General features: G+C 41.9%; 15 protein-coding genes and 1 pseudogene. 8 read left to right on the top strand and 8 right to left on the bottom strand.

Features of this window, described 5'->3' with window-relative positions; translation table 11 throughout:
* Positions 1-99: 99 nt before the first annotated feature.
* Complete coding sequence (locus ACWB0I_RS05285; RefSeq protein ID WP_479386995.1) at positions 100-324, top strand: putative signal transducing protein; 225 nt, start codon at positions 100-102, stop codon at positions 322-324.
* A 28-nt stretch (positions 325-352) separates the two neighbouring features.
* On the opposite strand, the gene ACWB0I_RS05280 is transcribed toward ACWB0I_RS05285, so the two are convergent.
* The 3 genes from ACWB0I_RS05280 to ACWB0I_RS05270 all read right to left on the bottom strand — a co-directional run bounded on the left by ACWB0I_RS05280 (position 353) and on the right by ACWB0I_RS05270 (position 3,639).
* The gene (locus tag ACWB0I_RS05280) at positions 353-835 is read right to left on the bottom strand and encodes a hypothetical protein (protein ID WP_479386994.1); all 483 of its coding nucleotides are present in this window, start codon (positions 833-835) and stop codon (positions 353-355) included.
* A gap of 478 nt (positions 836-1,313) precedes the next feature.
* Complete coding sequence (locus ACWB0I_RS05275) at positions 1,314-1,901, bottom strand: methyltransferase domain-containing protein (protein WP_479386993.1); 588 nt, start codon at positions 1,899-1,901, stop codon at positions 1,314-1,316.
* A gap of 163 nt (positions 1,902-2,064) precedes the next feature.
* Positions 2,065-3,639, bottom strand: a complete 1,575-nt coding sequence (locus ACWB0I_RS05270) for an NAD(P)H-hydrate dehydratase (RefSeq protein ID WP_479386992.1) — start codon at positions 3,637-3,639, stop codon at positions 2,065-2,067.
* 270 nt (positions 3,640-3,909) lie between these two features.
* Between ACWB0I_RS05270 and ACWB0I_RS05265 the strand changes: the two genes are divergently transcribed.
* Entirely contained in the window at positions 3,910-5,097 is a 1,188-nt protein-coding gene (locus ACWB0I_RS05265) for a sensor histidine kinase (RefSeq protein ID WP_479386991.1), read from the top strand.
* A 16-nt stretch (positions 5,098-5,113) separates the two neighbouring features.
* Complete coding sequence (locus tag ACWB0I_RS05260; RefSeq protein ID WP_479386990.1) at positions 5,114-6,298, top strand: sigma-54-dependent transcriptional regulator; 1,185 nt, start codon at positions 5,114-5,116, stop codon at positions 6,296-6,298.
* Between the two features lie 299 nt (positions 6,299-6,597).
* Here ACWB0I_RS05260 and ACWB0I_RS05255 read toward each other — a convergent pair whose 3' ends face one another.
* From ACWB0I_RS05255 to ACWB0I_RS05245, 3 genes are all read right to left on the bottom strand, one after another.
* Positions 6,598-6,969, bottom strand: coding sequence for a GxxExxY protein (locus ACWB0I_RS05255; protein ID WP_479386989.1), 372 nt, complete (start codon positions 6,967-6,969; stop codon positions 6,598-6,600).
* Positions 6,970-7,215: 246 nt separating this feature from the next.
* Entirely contained in the window at positions 7,216-8,019 is an 804-nt protein-coding gene (locus ACWB0I_RS05250; protein ID WP_479386988.1) for a phosphatase PAP2 family protein, read from the bottom strand.
* Positions 8,016-9,356 (bottom strand): MATE family efflux transporter, encoded by a 1,341-nt coding sequence (locus ACWB0I_RS05245; RefSeq protein WP_479386987.1) that lies wholly within the window; start codon positions 9,354-9,356, stop codon positions 8,016-8,018. The genes ACWB0I_RS05250 and ACWB0I_RS05245 overlap by 4 nt, the downstream gene beginning before the upstream one ends.
* 205 nt (positions 9,357-9,561) lie before the next feature.
* On the opposite strand from ACWB0I_RS05245, the gene ACWB0I_RS05240 reads away from it, so the two are divergent.
* Both ACWB0I_RS05240 and ACWB0I_RS05235 read left to right on the top strand, forming a co-directional pair.
* Positions 9,562-11,721 (top strand): protein-disulfide reductase DsbD family protein, encoded by a 2,160-nt coding sequence (locus ACWB0I_RS05240; protein WP_479386986.1) that lies wholly within the window; start codon positions 9,562-9,564, stop codon positions 11,719-11,721.
* Between the two features lie 88 nt (positions 11,722-11,809).
* On the top strand, positions 11,810-12,418 hold the full coding sequence (locus tag ACWB0I_RS05235; RefSeq protein ID WP_479386985.1) for a thioredoxin family protein: 609 nt from the start codon (positions 11,810-11,812) through the stop codon (positions 12,416-12,418).
* Between the two features lie 222 nt (positions 12,419-12,640).
* On the opposite strand, the gene ACWB0I_RS05230 is transcribed toward ACWB0I_RS05235, so the two are convergent.
* A complete protein-coding gene (locus ACWB0I_RS05230) occupies positions 12,641-13,543 on the bottom strand; it encodes a hypothetical protein (RefSeq protein ID WP_479386984.1) in 903 nt (300 codons plus the stop codon).
* A 728-nt stretch (positions 13,544-14,271) separates the two neighbouring features.
* Between ACWB0I_RS05230 and rseP the strand changes: the two genes are divergently transcribed.
* The gene (gene rseP / locus ACWB0I_RS05225) at positions 14,272-15,588 is read left to right on the top strand and encodes an RIP metalloprotease RseP (RefSeq protein ID WP_479386983.1); all 1,317 of its coding nucleotides are present in this window, start codon (positions 14,272-14,274) and stop codon (positions 15,586-15,588) included.
* 202 nt (positions 15,589-15,790) lie between these two features.
* Positions 15,791-18,043, top strand: coding sequence for a hypothetical protein (locus ACWB0I_RS05220; RefSeq protein ID WP_479386982.1), 2,253 nt, complete (start codon positions 15,791-15,793; stop codon positions 18,041-18,043).
* Between the two features lie 450 nt (positions 18,044-18,493).
* On the opposite strand, the gene ACWB0I_RS05215 is transcribed toward ACWB0I_RS05220, so the two are convergent.
* On the bottom strand, positions 18,494-18,706 hold the full coding sequence (locus ACWB0I_RS05215; RefSeq protein ID WP_479386981.1) for a hypothetical protein: 213 nt from the start codon (positions 18,704-18,706) through the stop codon (positions 18,494-18,496).
* Positions 18,707-18,709: 3 nt separating this feature from the next.
* Here ACWB0I_RS05215 and ACWB0I_RS05210 point away from each other — a divergent pair.
* Positions 18,710-19,103 (top strand): annotated as a pseudogene (locus ACWB0I_RS05210) (glucosyl transferase); the annotation flags it as partial.

Here is a 19,103-nt window from a genome sequence, read left to right as displayed (position 1 = left end):
TTTAAATATCCTTCAGATATCGTAATGATTTTCTTGCACCATAAGATTCCATTCTGTACTTTTTAAATTGTATTCAAAATACAACCAAAGGAGTAAATTTTGAGTAGACTACGTTTTGTCAAAAATTTCCCTAACCGGGCATTTGCTGAGCAAGCCCAGGAAATTCTGGAACGCAATAATATCGGTTGTGTGTTAAAATCACCCGATTTAGGAATTTTAGGCACAACATCTTCATCTACTCTGAATGGCGTTGATCTTTACGTTGAAGATGTCGATTTTGAAAGGGCGGTTGAACTGTTAAATGCCCTTTACAATGGAATCTGATTAAACAGGATGGCTATTTTCTACTCTTTCAACTTTCTTGATTCTGTTTATTTTTTTCCAGCCATCTTTGGTACAAAATCTTTTCCATCTCTTTTCGATGTTTAACGGCTGCCTCAAAAGCCTCGTCTCTGGTGCGTTTGCTATTGATATAAAATTTTTTCATATGAAGTTTACCGTCTTCGCTCCAGGTAGCCTGAAAATAATGGACTAACCGGCCATTAACTATTCCCTTGATTTCATTAACGCCTGTAACTCCAGTTGAATTTTTGGGTTTTTTATTGTAAAAAGGTTTACGCTTTGTACTTTTGTAATTGGCACGGGCTATTTCTGCAACCATGCGATTGTGATCACGAAACTTAATGGCATTTTGCAATGCTTTCTGTTTGCCGCCGTAAAGACGGTCGCTGAATAGTTTGGATACAAACACACCGCCATTGGCATAAACTCTTACATACCAACCATGTGTATGCTTGGAATCGATGCGGCTGATGCCTGGATACTTGGATCTCATAGAACCTCACTTCTTTAATGATTAAACATGCTAAATAATTAAACTATATTAAAATAAATGGACTTCGTAATTGCCTTTTTTGTGAATTCGGGAATACAGTACTAATAGTAAAAAAAACACTTTTTGAATTTATGCTCAATCATCGACATAAACCACTTTCTTGTGTTTAAACTTTCCTTATTCCTGATACAAGTTACAATCCTTTTTTACTGGTTTCAAGTGTTTTTAATGAATTTTAATATCATTCATGGAATCGGTCCAAAATCAGAATCGCTCTGTACTATTGAAATGAAGCAATGTCTCAAATTCCTTTTTATCCAGATAGCATCTCCTGAATAATCAATGTTCTTTTGTACTCTTTTCCACTTTTTGTCGTACTCTTCTTTTTGGGAGGCAACAGGGAGCTTCATCCAGAAAAACCCTTTCATGATTTGAACGTGGTTCTCTCGAATATCAAATACTCTTGTTTGCCATGCACTCAGCGCTTCCTGAGGATCATAAATAATTCTCTCCCCTGGCGTCTGGGATGCGAGTTGTAGCAGCGCTGAAAGGTTTTAATTTGGAACAAAGGGCTGAAATAAGAGAGATATTCTTTTAATGACCCACCAAACGGTGGCTCCTCAAGCTCAGGGTCGAGAGGGAAATCATATAAGACCCCAACCAGCTTTCCTCCCGATCGCAATAAGTCAAACATTTTTTTAGCATAAGCAGGTCGTTGAGTCGGTGGCAAAGCACAAAAAAAGACCTGTTCCACAATCAGATCAAACTGTCCACTTAAATTAAAAAAATCCTGATTTATTAGTTGACGATCAGGGAAATCGGGGACACGCGATTTAAAATTTTGCAATGGCAAAGGAGAAATATCGACCACATAGGTATGCTTGAAACCATTTTGCCAGAGGTACTCGGCTTCCCAGGCATTTCCTGCTCCTGGTATCAAAATTTTCACATCTTTGCTGGATATCTGATCAAAATAAGCTTTGAGCGGCGGTGAAACCCGGCGCATATCCCAGGGTTGTTTCTCTTGTAAATAGAATTGGCTCCAGTAGGTTTTATCAAATTTCATTATTACTTTTACAGACTAGATTGCGTTTTCTGATTAATTAATTCGTTTTTTTCTGTTTTTCTGCAAGCTACTTTGAATTTATTCACAGAACCGAACCCGGAGCTTGCAAAACAAAATGATGCATCAGTTAAAATTTAATGCATATCTGTTTACATGGTACATTTCAAAGTAAGGTAATTTTACCAAAATGATTTTCTTTCCAGGTTTGCCAGTGCGCACGAAGTTGTTGGATGGCCTGAGGCAAAGCAATCAGGATATCACGAGCCAGCAAGCCATCCGGGCCAATTTTTTCAGCAGCCACATCTCCTGCCAGGCCATGTAATAACACCCCCATTCTGGCGGCTGTTAATGGTTCCTTAAAAAGGGCAAACATGGCTGCAATGGTTCCCGTAAGTACATCCCCACTACCGGCTGTGGCCATCCCATGATTGCCTGTGAGATTGATGTAAATACTGCCATCCGGATGACCAATTAGAGAATGTGCGCCTTTAAGCACGATCACGGCATTGAATTTTTTACAAGCCTGGCGTAAGATTTGCACCCGATTTTGTTGAACTTCCTTCAGGCTGACATTCATCAACCGCGCCATTTCTCCGGGATGTGGCGTTAAAATGGTTGGTGCCTGGCGTTGTTTTAAAGGCGATGGATCTTTAGCCAGGGCCGTTAAGCCATCTCCATCGATTAAAATTGCTTTTTCCGTTTTTTTGACCAGATCGCGTATCAGTTGTTGGGTCTCTTCGTTTAGCGAAGTGCCGGGTCCGGCAACGACGATTTCCATATCGCGAGCAAAATCGAGTAAAAAATCCAGATTTTCATAAGCGATGGTACCCTGTTCGGTATATTTCAATGGCTGAAAGACAATCTCCGGGCCTAAAGCCGCAATATTAGTCGAAACATTTTGTGGAGTAGCCAGGTAAGAGAGCCCCCCACCGGCTTTTAAAAAAGCCTGGGCAGAAAAGAACGGCGCTCCGAGATAGTTTGCGGCCCCAGCCACAAATAAGACCTTCCCGCACCATCCTTTATGAGCATCCCCCGGACGGGCTGGTAATTCGAGTGGATCATTGGTCTGGATGTTTACCTGGGGCGTGTTGTAGATGGCTGGAGAGAAGGAGATATGTGTTACAAAAAGTTTTCCGTTGTGTTCGAAACCGGGATAGAGCAGATTGCCTAACTTGGGCAAACCAAATGTAATGGTCATATGGGCCCGGACGGCAACGCCCATCACCTGACCGGTAATGCCATTAATTCCGGAAGGAATGTCTACGCTAATTACCGGCTTGCCGCTGACATTTATGGCTTCGATGAGACCAAAATACTTGCCTTCCACTCTTCGATCCAGCCCCGTACCAAAAATAGCATCAACAATCACATCAGATTGGCTGAGAAATGTTTGCATTTGATCAACGGATTCAATGAAAACAGTGGGTATGCCCATCTTTTGAGAAATATTGTAGTTTAAAGCAGCGGAGCCCTTAAATTTTCCCGGTTTGCTCAGTAAAAGAATCTGAACGTGCGCCTGGTTGGAGAACAACTTTCGGGCCACTACCAGTCCATCTCCACCATTATTCCCACCGCCACAAATGACCAAAAATTTGTCCTTGTGGAGATTAAAATGGGTTCGAATAACTTCGAATGATGCCAGGCCGGCATTTTCCATTAAAATTTGGTCCGGAACATCAAACTCAGTAATGGCGCGCTGATCCATGCTTCTCATTTGTTCAACCGTAGCTACCTTCATCTAAAGGCCCTCCGCATGCTGATTAACCTGGAGAGATATTACTAAAATATTTCAAATGCTTCAAAAATTTAAAAAGGAAATGTAGCTACATAATTGTCTTTAGGAAAATTTTTGATTATCTCATTGATGTTTTAGAAATTTTGATCCAACAGTGAATTGCAGCTTAAAAAATTATAACGTATATTCTTATAAGAATTGTATCTTAAAATATCAAAAAAATGATTTGAACTCAGTCTGAGTGTTACAAACAGAATAATGGAACGTTCCTTTATGAGCTTTATTTTATTAGCGATTGGCCTTGAGCAATCACGGATCATTCAATTAGCATCTTTCTTTAACCTGAGACAAGGTGTTGTTTATTTAGGAATAATTTTATTTCTTATACTTTTATTGTTAGTTCTACTCCGTCTGTTCACTCATTGCTATTTTTACTATACTTTTATTAAACGACATTTAAACATTAAAAATAAGGGAATTCTATTTTTTAACAGGCAGGGGAAATTAATTCATGCCAATCAAAATGTTTCTTCCATTCTGAATATTCCATTTGCACAAAAGCGCGGGCAATCTTTCAAAACAATTTTTCGAACCCTGCCACAACTCAAGGGGCATATGGAGAAACTCATCGTCAACGGTCAAGAAATTCATGAAGATTTTACCTTCTTCACACAAAACAAAATTTTAAAAGGACGCGTGATAGGTTATTCAATTAAGCGCTTTGACCGGCCGATTGGCTTTGTAATGGAAATATATGATCTTTCTGAAGAGATATTAAGTGAGCGTGAGGATTTGATCCCCCGTCTGGTGCGCAAAATGTCACATGATATTAAAACCCCCCTGGCCACCATTAAATTTTCCGTGGAAACCTTAAAGTATGTGATTCAGAATATGGATGACGCAGAGGTAGTGGAAGGCCTGCAAAATATCACGCATGAGGTTGATCGTATTCAATCCATTACAACCAATTATTCCAAAATAGCCCAGATTAGTAAATTGCGGGTCAATATCGTGGATTTAAAGGAACTGTGGACAGAGTTGCTGGCTCAATTTCATCCCCCGGATGATGTGTTCATAAAAACAGATATTTCAAAAGAAGCCCAGCTCATCACAGCCGATGCAGACCAGCTACGCGTCATGTTCAAAGAACTAATCGAAAATAGCCTTGATGCTGTGGGAGCACGAGGTCATATTACTATCAGTACATTCCCGGCTGCTTTTAAGGATAGAGAACATAAGAAAGCCATCTGTGTAAATATCAATGATGATGGTGTCGGCATACCTCCTGGTGTAAAGGACAAAATATTTGAACCCAGTTTTACAACTAAAACACATGGAACAGGTTTAGGACTGGTCTTTGTTAAGCAGATCGTTTCCAATCACAAGGGAGAGATTTTAATTGATTCAGAACTCAACAGAGGGACTAAAGTTCAGATTGTGTTGCCCAGAGAGATAAATTAAGATAAAGGTGAATAAAATGGATAAGAAATATCGCTTATTAGCCGTTGATGATGATATTGATTTTCTACGTGCCTTAAAAAAATTGCTGATCAAATTTGAGTTTGAAGTGGATGTAGCTATTGATCCCTTTAAAGCAATTGAAAAAATCAAAACCGATTCTTTTGATTGTATTTTATTAGATATGAAAATGCCGGGCCTGAATGGCATCCAATTAATGGACAAAATACTGGAGGAAAATCCCCTGGTTCCGGTCATTTTTATTTCAGGTCAAAGCAATATCCCGCTGGCTGTACATGCCATGAAAAAAGGAGCCTATGATTTTATTGAGAAACCGATTGATCCGGATCGGTTGATCATGATGCTCAGGCATGCAATAGAAAAAAATGCCTGGACTAAAGAGAGAGACATGCTGCTGACCGCTATAGATGAAAAATACAGAATGATTGGTGAAAGCGCGGCTATGAAGAAGATATTTAACAAGATTAAGATGTTGGCCGATTCGGATGCCAAAGTACTGATCACCGGTGAAACGGGAACAGGTAAAGAGCTGGTGGCCAATCTGTTACATTACAATAGCAACAGGGCGGGAAAACCGTTTATCAAAATAAATTGTGCTGCCATTCCCAATGAATTGCTGGAAAGTGAGTTATTTGGACATGTAAGAGGCGCCTTCACAGGCGCAGTGGAAACCAAAGAGGGGAAGTTTCATCTGGCTCAGGATGGCACGCTCTTTCTGGATGAAATCGGCGACATGGATATTTACCTGCAGGCTAAGTTACTAAAAATTCTTGATACGGGTGAATTTAGCATGTTAGGAGATACCAAAACTTACCAGGCGAATTGTCGCATTATAAGCGCTACCAATCAGGACCTTGAAGTACTGATAGCGGAAAAAAAATTTAGAGAAGACCTCTACCACCGACTGAATGTTTTACACATTCATCTACCGCCTTTGCGGGAACGGCGAGAAGATATTCCCCACATTGCCCGTTATTTATTGCAGAAAGCAGCAGATCAGAATAATAAGAAAATTCTTGATTTTTCGGAGGAAGCCCTCGAAGTCTTAAAACAATTCGACTGGCCAGGTAATGTAAGGCAGTTGCGCAATGTAGTGGAAAAATTAGTCATATTTTCTACAGGCCCAATCATTGACGACAAACAATTGGCTAACGTTTTGAATGAACCTATGTTTTTAAAATAATTTCATCTGTGACCAAAGAATTAAAGCCATGGAATAACACGGATTTTTTTGAAGATTTAAATTAATTCTCCACGTTCCATCTGTGTTAATCTGGGGCCTAAACTAAGAGCCTAAGATACGCGCGGTTGTGTCATTATTTTTTTTAGATTTTTTTCACACAAATTTTTAATTCTTTAAAAGTAAATTGGAAATTGTTCGGGGCTAAAAATTAAAGCCACCAAATAACGCGGATGAAACACGGATTTTTTTTAGAATTAATTAATTTCCAGTGTCTAATCCGCTGCTAAATTCGTCCAGTATCAGGAATAAATGAATCGTTTGAACTGTACCTTTTCTCTACCAAAGTTAATAAGAATCCCCACTTCCATATCCGTTGCTTTTAATTGATTAAGTATTTGTGCTTCATCTTGAGGATTGTATTGTTTAGCGACTTTAATTTCAACCAATACCTTTTCATCTACCAATAGATCAGCGGCGTACTCCCCTACAAGTACTCCCTTGTACCTTACTTTTATCAAATGTTCCATTTCTGCTTTATGTCCCCTTCGCAGCAATTCAACTTGCATGGATCGTTGATACACTTTCTCCAAAAAACCATAACCTAAAACACGATGGACTTCAAATGCCGCTCCAATAATACTCTCCGTTATTTTTTCATATTTCAAAGCCATAGCATCATCTCCTGATTTTATTTTGTCGGGAAAATTTATATGAAAAATAATGATTTTTCAGTAAGAATTAAAATTTAAACTTACTCTTTTCTTATTACTCGGCATGAGATTATAGCTGATACTTACTGTCACCGATGCATGCTGATGAAACATGGATTTATTTAAAATTTAATTAATTTTTTGCGTTCCATCTGTGTTAAACCTCGGCTGTTAGGCAATTCGTCTTAGATCAAATGGTTCTACAGCCTATTTGATCTTCATGGTTAAGCGAATTCCAGTAATTCCGTTAAGGTTGTGAAAAGGGCTTATTTGGTACAGACTGCTTTGAGAAAAGCCAGACTGGAAACGCCACACGAATCGGGCAACTGCCCAGCCGATCAGGCCGCCAGTGGTTACATCCGAAAGCCAGTGAGCCTGATGATACATCCTTGCTCCGGCGACTAAAACAGCGGAGGTGTACCAGAAGCCTTTCCACCATGTATTAGGCCAGGCGCTGGCTATGATCGTCGAAAAAGCAAAAGTCAATCCGGCATGTCCGGAAGGGAAGGAACGCCAGCGCTCCTGAAATGAAAAAGGTTTAAAACGAAATCCTCCCATGTTTTGATATGGCCTGGCACGGCCCAATAATTCTTTAATTCCCACGATCAATAGGCCACTGTAAAACATGGCCTGTAAGCTTTTTAATCCAACCAATCTGATCTGCGGCCGATTGGTCATGAGCCCTGCGCCGTAAATCAAAAGGCCTGCCGGAATCATGACATTTTTTTCGCCGTAAATTTGATCGATTCCAAAAATCCTTGTATAAAGGGCCGATTGATGGTGTTCAAAAAATTGATTCACAGACTCGTCCGCTAACAATAGGGTACCAATGCCAAATGCCAAACCTATTTCTTCTCTGGAAGGCTTCACGAGCTGCTTACCAAGCTCCATCCCTACCTGAACGGTGTTTGTGAAATCATCTCTTAACATGGTCAATAAGTGGGATTGTCCCCACACCTGGCCGGTCACTAAAATCAGAAGTAGAAGAAATTGATTCCGTATTGTTTTCAAATCGCCTCTCCAAACATAATTTCTTTAACCGTAATATGTAAATACTTTTTGCTTAAAAAACTCAGGCTAATCGTGCGAAAGATCATAAAACAAAGCAAGGCTACCCACATGCCATGGTTCCCGAACAGGGGAGTTAGCAGGTAATGCAGTGGTAGATAAACTGCAAACGTAGAGAGCAGCATGGTATTACGCAATCCCTTAGAAGCCGTAGCCCCCAGAAACACGCCATCCCAGATATAACAAAAACTATTAACAAAGGGGGCCACAATGCTCCAGATCATAAAACGGTCAATGACCTGCAGTACCTGGGCGTTATCGGTGAACAGAGCAGTGATTTGGCGATCGAATAAACCGTAAAGAATGGAAATGAGAAGGCCCAGGCTGCTGCCAAAAATAAATATTTGTTGTACCATCTGGATGAGTCGTGTTCTGTTTCGAGCGCCAAGAAATTTTCCTACCAGACTTTCGGCCGAAAACGCAAAGCCATCGATTCCATAAGAGAAAATCATCCACAATTGAATAAGAATACTATTCGCTGCCAGTGTGAGGTCACCCAATCTGGCCGATTGAGCCGTAAAAAATGAAAAGGCAAATATTAAACTCAGCGTCCGGATGAAAATGTCAAAATTGATTTTAAAGAAACGGCTTAAGGCCACCATTTCAATAATCTCTTTAAAAGAGGGGAGTGGCATATAGGATTTGTATTGTTTTAGTAAAAAATAAAGGGAGAAAATTAATCCAAGATATTGGGCAAAAACCGTACCTAAGGCTACACCATCGGAAGTCATTTTCAAATACAGAACAAAAACGACATTAAAAAAAATGTTTAAAATATTGACAGAAACGGTGATAATCAATGGCAGACGGGCATTCTGCATGCCTAAAAACCAGCCATGAATGGCGTACAGAGCTAAAGTGGCTGGTGCGGCATAGATGCGAATTCTAAAGTAGATGAGGGCATATTTTTCAACCTCTGCGGAGCCCTCGATTAAGCGGAAAGCAATAAAAGCGATTAAATCCTGGATCAGGATTAGAACAAGCCCCGCAAAAAGCGCAAAAAACAGTGCACGCCAGAGTTGTAATTGCATGTCTTGATGGTCTTGCTTGCCATAAGCCTGCGCTGTTAAACCAGTTGTTCCCATGCGCAAAAAGCCAAATCCCCAATAAACAAAATTGAAAATCATGCTGCCCAGGGCAACAGCGCCTATGTACACCGCAGAAGGCAGGTGGCCCACCAACGCTGTATCCACAGAAGATAGAATAGGTACCGACAAATTACTTAAAATATTAGGAATAGCCAGACTGAATATTTGCCGCTTCAAAAGACGTGAAGCCACGCGCCCTCCATGATCGTGCAACGTAAAGGGCAAAGTTATTCAAAAATGATTTAAATTGAAAAAAAATGTCTCTCCTTCAGGAAATGGAACATCCAACCACCTAATTGAATAAAAGGAAAAAGCTTTGGTTTGGAAATAATTAGGCTAATTTTTAAATTCCATCTGTTTAATAGAGTGGGCTAATAAATAAAGGGAGATTCATTTTATGCGTTTTTTTCTTAATCGATTTTCATTGGAGGTAAGGAAAGTAAAACAAAATTTCTTTCACAGCGTTTTCTTGTTTTTTGTAATAGCCGGTTTTTTGCAGGCCCAATCTCTTTTTGATCAACCCAAACATGTACAGGTAAAAGTATTACCTGAAGTGCAATGGGCTACGCCTGGAGAAACGATCTGGCTGGCTATTGAAATGCAGGCCGAAAAGGGCTGGCATTTTTATTACAAAAACTATGGCCAGACCGGCAAACCAACCGAATTTTTCTTTGAGACACCTAAAGGTGTACATGCCGGCCCGGTCCAATGGCCCTATCCGGAAGTCATCGCTGAGCTTGATATCATCACGTTTGGTTACCACGGGAAACAATATTTCTTAGTCCCCATTCGCTTAGAGAAGAGCGTAAAAGCCGGAACGTCCATCACCATCAAAGTAGCTGTGGACTGGTTAGAATGTAAAGAAACCTGTATTCCTGGAAACGAAGAACTTCAAATTACATTGCCGGTCAAAAGTGAACCGCCGCAGGTAAATGAAGCCTACATCCAGCTGTTCTCTGATGCGCGATTCAAAATTCCCCATCGTTTAACCGACTGGCAGATCAGCGCCAATGGCGATGACCAAAGCTATCATATTCAATTGACGCCGCCAGAATGGTTCAATAATGAAATTACCTCACTATACTTTTTTCCTTACCAGGATGGCATTATACAATACCAGGAAAAGGAGAAGTTTGAGAAAAGAGGCAACAGTTATGTTATCGAATTGCTCAGATCTCAACAAACCGAAACTTTGGTTGATACGTTAGCCGGCGTTATTACCGCAGAGCCTGGCTGGCGAGGAGAAAATTCAGAAAAAGCCGTGGAAGTTGTTGTTCCTGTTAGCGAGCAATTAGCGCCAGTTTCCCGTTCCGGAGTCAACAGTATCTGGCTGGCGATTTTGTTCTCTTTCCTGGGAGGCATGATCTTAAACCTGATGCCCTGCGTACTGCCCGTGCTTTCCATTAAAATTATGCGTTTTATCAAACAGGCGCACGATGCCCATACCAAACCCTGGCAGCACGGACTGGTTTTTACCGGTGGAGTTTTAAGCGCTTTTTGGGTATTGGCTATTGCCCTGCTCATCTTAAAAGCCGGAGGCGAACAATTAGGCTGGGGCTTTCAGCTTCAATCGCCCACCTTTTTGATCATTTTATCGGCGTTCATGTTTCTGCTGGGCCTGAGCATGTTTGGTGTTTTCGAAATCGGGACTTCGCTTACCACGGTTGGTGGACAGGCTCCGGAAAAGAGTGGATTTTTAGGTTCATTCATGGATGGAATTATTGCTACGGTGGTTGCCACTCCCTGTACAGCACCTTTCATGGGCGGCGCTCTGGGTTTTGCCTTAACTCAACCGGCCTATGTCTCCCTTTTAATCTTCACCTTTCTCGGTTTGGGTATGGCCTTTCCCTTTGCCCTGATTACATCGATTCCGGCCCTGTTAAAATACGTGCCCAAACCGGGCCGCTGGATGGAATCTTTGAAGCAATTTATGGGATTTTTGCTGGTGGCTACGGTCATCTGGTTATTGTGGGTGCTCAGTCAGCAGACGGGTTCTCTGGTGGTCATGTTGGTTCTGTTGGATTTGCTATTTACCTCCATGGCTGCCTGGATTTACGGGAGATGGGGCAACCTGGCCATGAAAGAACGTACGCGTTACACGGCCTGGGCCCTGGCAATTCTGATCCTGGTCTTGAGTAATGGTTATGTGTTAGCCAATTACGAAAAATATGTTCAATTACCGAGTAAGACCGCGGTAGATGCCGAAGGTATTCAGTGGCAACCCTACTCGGATGAACGGCTCAATCAATTACTAAACGATGGCAAACCGGTTTTTATTGATTTTACCGCATCCTGGTGCCTCTCCTGTCAGGTTAATGAAAAAGTGGCTTTTTCATCGGAAGCCGTTCAAAAGAAATTTAAAGAATTGGGAGTGGTGGCCTTAAAGGCCGATTGGACCAAACGGGACCCGGAAATTACGCGCGCATTGAGCCGATTTGGCAGACAGAGCGTGCCCCTCTACCTGCTCTATTCCGGACGACCCGGGGAATCACCGCAAATCTTGCCGGAAGTCATAACCCCGGGAATAGTTCTTGAAGCTTTGGAAGTTTTAAAATAAGAGAAATTTAGCATTGGTGTTGTAAATCGGTGTGCTCTTAAGAAAGCCATTTTTTAATACAGGAACATATTTCACTGTGAGTAGCGCCATGAAGCCGTTCATCAAGAACTTTTTTGTTTTTTTATGGATTTCTACCATGGCTTTGGCCGGTGAAATTCAGTTAAATGCCCCGGCCCCGGATTTTACCCTGAAAGCGGCCGATGGGAAAACGTACCGTTTATCTGATTTTAAAGGCAAAATCGTTGTTCTGGAATGGGTTAATTACGGTTGTCCCTTTGTCAAAAAACATTACAACAGCGGCAACATGCAGACCCTTCAAAAAAAATACACCGAGCAGGGGGGCGTCTGGTTTAGTATTTGTTCTTCTGCGCCCGGCAAACAGGGATATTTTGAACCAGAGCAAATCAAGGCTTTGAAAGAACAAAAAAAGGCTCATTACACGGCTTACCTGATTGATGAAACAGGCCAGGTCGGTCGTTTGTACGGGGCAAAAACCACACCCCACATGTTCATCATCGATGCCCAGGGCAAACTGATTTATGCTGGGGCCATTGATGACAAGCCTTCGACTCGCAAAGAGTCCCTGAATGGCGCTAAAAATTTTGTCAAATTGGTGCTCGATCAATTATTGGCAGGAAAAACGGTTAAAGCCTTTATGACGAGTCCCTACGGCTGTTCCGTTAAATACAAAAAGTAAACCAACCAGATACTTTTTAAAGTATTCTGCTGTAAAGTTCCGGGATCTGAATTTTACGTACCGTAGGCATGTTATTTCCAGTACAGGTGAAGTTTCATTTTCAGTGAACCCAATTTTTACTGAACATGTAAGGGATTTCTCGTCCTTCCCTGATGGGCGCTTCTTTCCCAGGCCAGTTCTGTTTCTCTTTAAAAGGTGAGTACCAACCTATTTGAGAATCCCTCATTTTTTAAAATCATGGGGATAGAAATAAAGAAGGGTGTAATTTAGTTGAGCCATTTCACTGATCGTGTAATAACCGTCCAGATTTGGGGAGAAGCAAATGGCTTCGCCCTGAGGTTCACGCATGTAATTCAAAAATGCAGGAAAGGATTGCAACGCCTCCTGTAGGGATAGGCCTTGTTTGCGTGGCCAGTAAAAAATCTGTTCATAGTTTTTTAAGAGAATATGTAGACCGTCTGGTGAAATATCGCCAGCCGTGATTTGCGTTAGCGGAAGTTTTAACAAAAAGCGGGCAGTGAGTACCTGGGTTGTATCCTGTGGAAAGGGCAACAGATAGACTCTCACCTTATTTTCCCGCTTACTGACAATGTACAGATCACCGTTCAGTGGATCGGCTAATAGGGTTTCCGCGTCACGGGAACCATCGGGAAAGCGGAAACGAATGGCTGACACATTCATTTCAATCAGGGTAGCCCCTGTACGCACACGACTCACGTTTATTTCGGGCAAACGATAGATGGTTTTAATATCGCGTTTTGCAGTATTGTCCCCAATATCGGCAATGTAAATGTAATCGGTGTCTTTCTGGGGGCCTGGCCCGAGGGCGATGTCTTCCCAATCCTGCGCTTCAATGGTGGGCATTTCAACCGTACATTTTAACTGGCCTTCCATGGTAAGCGCAAAGATGCGGGCCTTGTCACCACTGTCGTTGTGCACCCAAAAAATATTCCGGTTCTGTTTGCTGGCCACAATCCCGGAAATTTCACTCAATTCTGGTTCTGTAATTTTTGCCTTAACAACCGGACTGTTTGAGTTTTGTTTATTGGCTGCCAGGCTCTTTTTCTCTACCTGGCATTGAAAAGTCAAAACAGTGATGATGAAGAATACAAACAATAAACGCATTCTGAAATCCTTGATTGATTTGTTGAACGGAGTAATTTGCTGAATTAAGATAAATTTTACAACTTTAATTTTAGCTCGTCTTTAGGAAACCAGATTTTTGAGTGTAATAAAAGCGGTCTTAAAAGAACCAATGCTCAGGCGGACCAGCGAGCACTAAAATTTCTTGAACTCTTTGTCGTTGTTCAAATTCTCTTTCAAAGGTCTTTTTTAGCCAGGCTGAAGGTGGAAGGGATTGCGGGTCCAGAGCCCATACTCTATGGCCCTTTTTTCGGAACAGCCGGCCAGGGAGAAAAACACAGTGTAAGGGAACCCCGTTCTTACGACGACAGGTCTGAAGAATATGGGAATGATAGGTGCCGCGGCCCCTCAGCCCATAGGTACAACTTGCCGGTTAAAAAAAATCGAACTTATGGCCAATGTTCTTGAAATGCGAGCGGGGTTTCTACTTGAAATGAATGGCAGAAAATTTTAAACTACCTGAACTCTTAGCAAAGAGCAGGAATTTTCCGGGGGAGAAACGTGAGTTCAGCAGAAATCTTGTTTGAATGATGAAAATGCCAGAGTTTTTAACCTGGAGAACACAAGATGTTTGTGAATTGTTTCGATGTTACTCATTTCCATTAAATGCCGGGCCATATCTCGGAATAAATCGAAACAATTTTACTTTATCTAAGTTAATGACTATGTTTGAGATCAGGATGTGAAAGAAGAGAGAAAGAACGGGATTGATGAATAATTTATTAGCGATTATTTTTGTTTTTGGTATTCTTGTTATTATTCACGAATTGGGCCACTTTTTGGCCGCCAAATTGATGGGCGTAAGAGTAGAGCGCTTTTCCATCGGCTTTCCGCCTAAACTATTCAGCAAAAAAATTGGAGAAACGGAATTTACCATTTCAGCCATTCCGCTGGGGGGATACGTTAAAATGGCTGGCTTTATCGATGAGAGCATGGATACCAAAGTAACCGGTGCTCCGGATGAATTCCAATCAAAATCAACCTGGCGTAAGGTGGTTATCATTACCGGCGGCGTGATTATGAATTTTCTGCTGGCCATTCTGGTTTTAACCATTCTGAATTTTGTTCAGGGCGAAAGAATCATTCCCACAACGAAAATTGGCTATGTCGGGCAGGATGGCATTGCCCGGAAAATTGGCTTCCAAAAGTACGACGAAATTTTGAGCATTAACGGGCAGGCGGTTCACAACTGGAATGAAATTCAGGAATTGTTTGTCGAAAACCTGAATAACGATATTGTTTTCAACGTTCTGCGCAATGGGCAAAAAGTGAATCTTTTCTACAAAAAGGAGTGGTTCAAAGAAGAGAAGTCGGAGCAGTTTAATGTGGGGCCCATGATTCCGGCTAAGGTAGGGGAGGTCTCCCCTGGTATGCCGGCAGAACAAATCGGTTTAAAGCGCGGGGATGAAATTCTGTCCATCGCCGGGCAGCCAGTAAAAGACTGGATGGACCTGACGCGCATTATCCGCCAATATCCGGAGCACCCCATAACCATTCAATGGAAAAGAGGGGACTCTGTTTTAACGGCTACGATTACGCCCAGAGCCTTTGAAGAAAAAGATGAGCAGGGCAAGGTCATCAAAGTAGGCAAGATTGGAATTTCGTATTTTTACGAACACCGTGACGTTGGTCTGGGACGGGCCTGTGTTTTAGGGTTCAAAAATACCATCGATTTATTAAAGCTGAATATAAAAGGCATCTATTGGGTCGTGACCGGTACCAAATCGGCCAGAGAGATTATAGGCGGGCCTATCATGATCGCCAAAATGGCCGGCGATGCGGCACAGGCTGGCTGGTCTTATTTATGGTATCTCATCGCTGCTTTGAGCACGGTGCTGGCCTTTTTTAACATTTTGCCCATCCCGGCGCTCGATGGCGGGCATCTGGTCTTCATATTAATCGAAGGAGCCAGAGGCAAGCCCATTCCGGTAAGTGTAAAATTGAAAGTACAACAGATCGGGCTGGCTATTCTGTTTACTCTGCTTATTTTTATTTTTTATGTTGACATCAGCCGCCTTTTCTTTTAGTTGAAAAACACATCACTCTGCCGTACATTTTGAGCCGAAGGGTTGAAAAATTGTCTGGTTTGGGCCGGGGAGCACACAATTTCAGCTGATTCGGATTCCAGAGCAGCAGAAAATCTCCCTTGGGCATTAGGAATTAATTCACTGCATCCAGTGGCGTTTTTACACCCTGCTTAATCATGAATGGGTTAGGATTCTGGCAGCCATGGAAAATAGGGCAATCATTTCTAAAATCGAGAAGTTTGTGTCTGAGTCATTGAACCACAGATACAATCCTCGGGTCAAATCGGTAAATAGTCTGGTACAATCTTTTCCTTCAGAGACAAAGATTGAGAATTTTGACCGAACGATTGAGATTCTTCCAGGGGAAAAGGGGCCATGGCAAAAACTGGTTTACCGACTGCCGCAAACCCGAATCTATTACACACTCTATCAGAATTTAACGCTCAAAGTGCAGTTCATCGATTATTTTAATGTCCACCTCATTCTGGTGCAGGGCGAAAAGGGCAGCATAAAACTGCGGAACAAAAGTCGTTTGCAAATCCGTCTGCTGAATGGGCAACCAATCAGTAACGCGGCTGCATCCTGGCCAATAAAAGCCCATGAAGCGTCTGGCTTTTTAGTGGCTCCGCTGCGGTTGCAGAAAAAATTTAACTCGGTGCTGCACCTATTGAACGAAATCAGGCAAAATGAATATCAGTTGAATCCCGTGTCTAAATTACAGACGGAAAATGGCGCTATCCTATCAGAAATAGATCGCGACTTTGCCCGATTGGAGGGCATCTCACTTTTTGGTAAGCTGGAACCGACCATTCTAAATTCTACCATTTGGCTTTACTATCTGGAATTCTATCTGCAAGGCGGGCACTTCCAATTATTGCTCCGTTTTTTAAAAGCTGTACTGCAAAAACAGCCTCCATTGGATCACACGCTCTTAAGGAATTTTCTCAACCGTTTTATCAGGGTTCTGCAACTCAATCATCAAAGGATACCCGCCTGGCTGCAAAAGTTGAAATTAGATGAGGTAAACAGCGAACAAGATTTGTTTGAAACCATTTTTCTGCAGGAATTTGACGTAGAAGGAACAACCACGATTGAAAAAATTCAGCAATTGTGGGAAGCGATTACCATACCTGCGCTGGAACTTTACTGGCAAAAGGCGGTGCAAAACCAGCCGGAACGCTTTTTAGCCTTTTTGCTTCTAAGTGTACAAAATCATTTTTTATGGGTGGAAAGAGCCTTCCAAAAAATCTATTCCTGGCTGGCCACGGAACATCGTTCTCTGTTTTCTCTGCTGTTTGCTCTTGCACGTTTTTCTTCTCCAATCATCGGGAATGCCGTCAAAGTTGGTACCGGGCAATTAGTAGGGTATCAGCAAAGGTTGCAATTCGATCCCTTCTCCATTCAATATCAGCGTTTTGGTAAAACCATCTTTTCTGTTTTAAGCCATGCAATCCATCCTTTTTCTGTCAAGTTAAATCAATTCGTCAATTGGGAATTTGACGTTGAAAACAATCAGTTAACCATTTTACCGGTTTTAGTGCGACCTCCTCTGGAAAATCCGCAATTCAAATGGACTCATGTCTCCATTGGTCGCTTTACAATAAAAGTACCTTTGATCTGGCCTCAGTTCACCTTACTGGCCAATGGTGTACGCCTTAAGTGGCTCCGTAAAAAGAAGCGATTTCAACTAAGCGTAAAGGTTCCCAAACGCCATTCTGAAACGATTTTGGTAGATGGTGTGTTGATCCAGCCAGAGAATGTTTACGCAAAATACTATTTCCCCATTCACTCTTCAGAAAGCCGCTGGTTTGTTAGCTTAATGGATCCTGCCGGCGTTCGAGTGCAGAAACTCCATGCCAGAAGAGAACGAATTATTGTAAAGGGGTTTGCTCTGGATTTTCAGGGGTTTTTACGCGAACAATTTAATTTTCAATGGCAATCTTCCCGCAGAAATTATCAGATAGATGGCTTGGGAATACAAGCGCAGTTGCTGCCGGTTCCGCGGTTGCCTCTTTCGTATCGGCTCAGCGCCAGACGTTGTGATACCGATGGGGGACAGGTGGAACCTGCAGATCCCTTTTGGCAAAAATATTTTTACCAACCTGGTTCAGCTCTGGTGCATCAGTTGGTTGTCTGGATCATGGAAGAAGAAGAATGCTTAAGAGTCAAACAAATTTTTGAGGAACTTTTGGGATTCATACCCAAAATAATTGTAACTTCAGCCAATAAGTTTAATCCAACTCCTGAAACCATAAACATGCTGGTCAGTTTAACACCTGTGGAAGAAGATGAAGTAGAGGCCGACTATGGTGGAGTAAACATTCAACTTCGGGGCAAGGACCGAATCATAAAATACTTATGGCTAAACGGGAAGTCGCTGCGGAACGGATTAAAACATCTCTATTTTATGCAAAAAATTGAAAAAATTTCTGAATATCCCCCAAAAAATTTATAATAAATAGCCTTATCTTGTTTAAATTTAAGAAAAATGATATGATTCTTTTTGAAAAAGTCTCAAAAAAGCTTCACATTTTGCAAATTTTTTAGGCTTAAAAAAATTATTTTTCAAGCCTTTTGAAAGCAATTAAATTTCTTTTAAATTTGAAATAAGTATTTTTAATCCAACTTCCGGATTTGTGTTTAAGCAATCCGTTCTTTATTAAAATGTTCTGTTTAATCCCCATGGAAGGCCAGGCCAAAAGGGACTTTTAGAATATTAAAGAAAGGCCATGTTATGGAGAGCGACCGTATTATTAAGGCCCGTTATTTAAGATTTTGTCCATTATTAGGCTTTACTCAAATTTATTTGTTTAAAATAATAACTGGTGTACAGCCGTACCCCCCCCGCATTGCGCATGGAAAAATTCCCACCATCGCCTGTACACACAACATTCAACCATTCAACTTATATCATCTTAACGTTTCCCTTGTCCACCGCCGTTCCCCGCCGTAAATTACCTATGCCCAAAACCGTACAAACAACAGGAGTAATCCCATGCAAGGCAAAAACAAAAGAACTTTTTCCTTTTTCCTTTTTCTTTTTTCCTTTTTCCTTGTTTTTTATTCTTGCAAAAAAAGCACCGAACCCGTTTACAACCCGCAGAACCTCAAGCTGCAAGTTGTGGATGTTTCCTGCACCGAAGCCTGGCTGAGCCTGAAAGCGAAAAGCAATTACCTGAATAAAACCTTCCAACTGTTTAAAGACGACAGCTTAATTCTTGAAAAGCCCTTGACCGCCAACGACAGCCTGTTGTACGTGGACGGCCTATGGCCCAACACCGGTTACCGATTTAAGACCCGCGTTTACGAAGGTGGTAAACTGGTGGCCCAAAGCGCCGCGGTAACGGTCACCACCATGGACACCACTTCCCACAATTTCACCTGGCAGACCTTCGAATTTGGCGGGCAGGGCAGACACAGCACCTTCTACGACGTGGCCATTATTGACGAGAACGACATCTGGGCCGTAGGTGAAATCCACACAAAGGACACGGATCATTGGAATGCCGACAGTA

The organism is Caldithrix sp. (assembly GCF_056497305.1).
The sequence above is the reverse complement of the archived record's forward strand: the minus strand, read 5'-3'. Positions and strand labels throughout refer to the sequence as shown.

Coding starts and splice junctions, on each gene's coding strand:
- ACWB0I_RS05280 (WP_479386994.1), bottom strand. CDS start 835: ATGAGATCCAAGTATCCAGGCATCAGCCGCATCGATTCCAAGCATACA.
- ACWB0I_RS05275 (WP_479386993.1), bottom strand. CDS start 1,901: ATGAAATTTGATAAAACCTACTGGAGCCAATTCTATTTACAAGAGAAA.
- ACWB0I_RS05270 (WP_479386992.1), bottom strand. CDS start 3,639: ATGAAGGTAGCTACGGTTGAACAAATGAGAAGCATGGATCAGCGCGCC.
- ACWB0I_RS05265 (WP_479386991.1), top strand. CDS start 3,910: ATGAGCTTTATTTTATTAGCGATTGGCCTTGAGCAATCACGGATCATT.
- ACWB0I_RS05260 (WP_479386990.1), top strand. CDS start 5,114: ATGGATAAGAAATATCGCTTATTAGCCGTTGATGATGATATTGATTTT.
- ACWB0I_RS05255 (WP_479386989.1), bottom strand. CDS start 6,969: ATGGCTTTGAAATATGAAAAAATAACGGAGAGTATTATTGGAGCGGCA.
- ACWB0I_RS05240 (WP_479386986.1), top strand. CDS start 9,562: ATGCGTTTTTTTCTTAATCGATTTTCATTGGAGGTAAGGAAAGTAAAA.
- ACWB0I_RS05235 (WP_479386985.1), top strand. CDS start 11,810: ATGAAGCCGTTCATCAAGAACTTTTTTGTTTTTTTATGGATTTCTACC.
- ACWB0I_RS05230 (WP_479386984.1), bottom strand. CDS start 13,543: ATGCGTTTATTGTTTGTATTCTTCATCATCACTGTTTTGACTTTTCAA.
- rseP (WP_479386983.1), top strand. CDS start 14,272: ATGAATAATTTATTAGCGATTATTTTTGTTTTTGGTATTCTTGTTATT.
- ACWB0I_RS05220 (WP_479386982.1), top strand. CDS start 15,791: ATGGAAAATAGGGCAATCATTTCTAAAATCGAGAAGTTTGTGTCTGAG.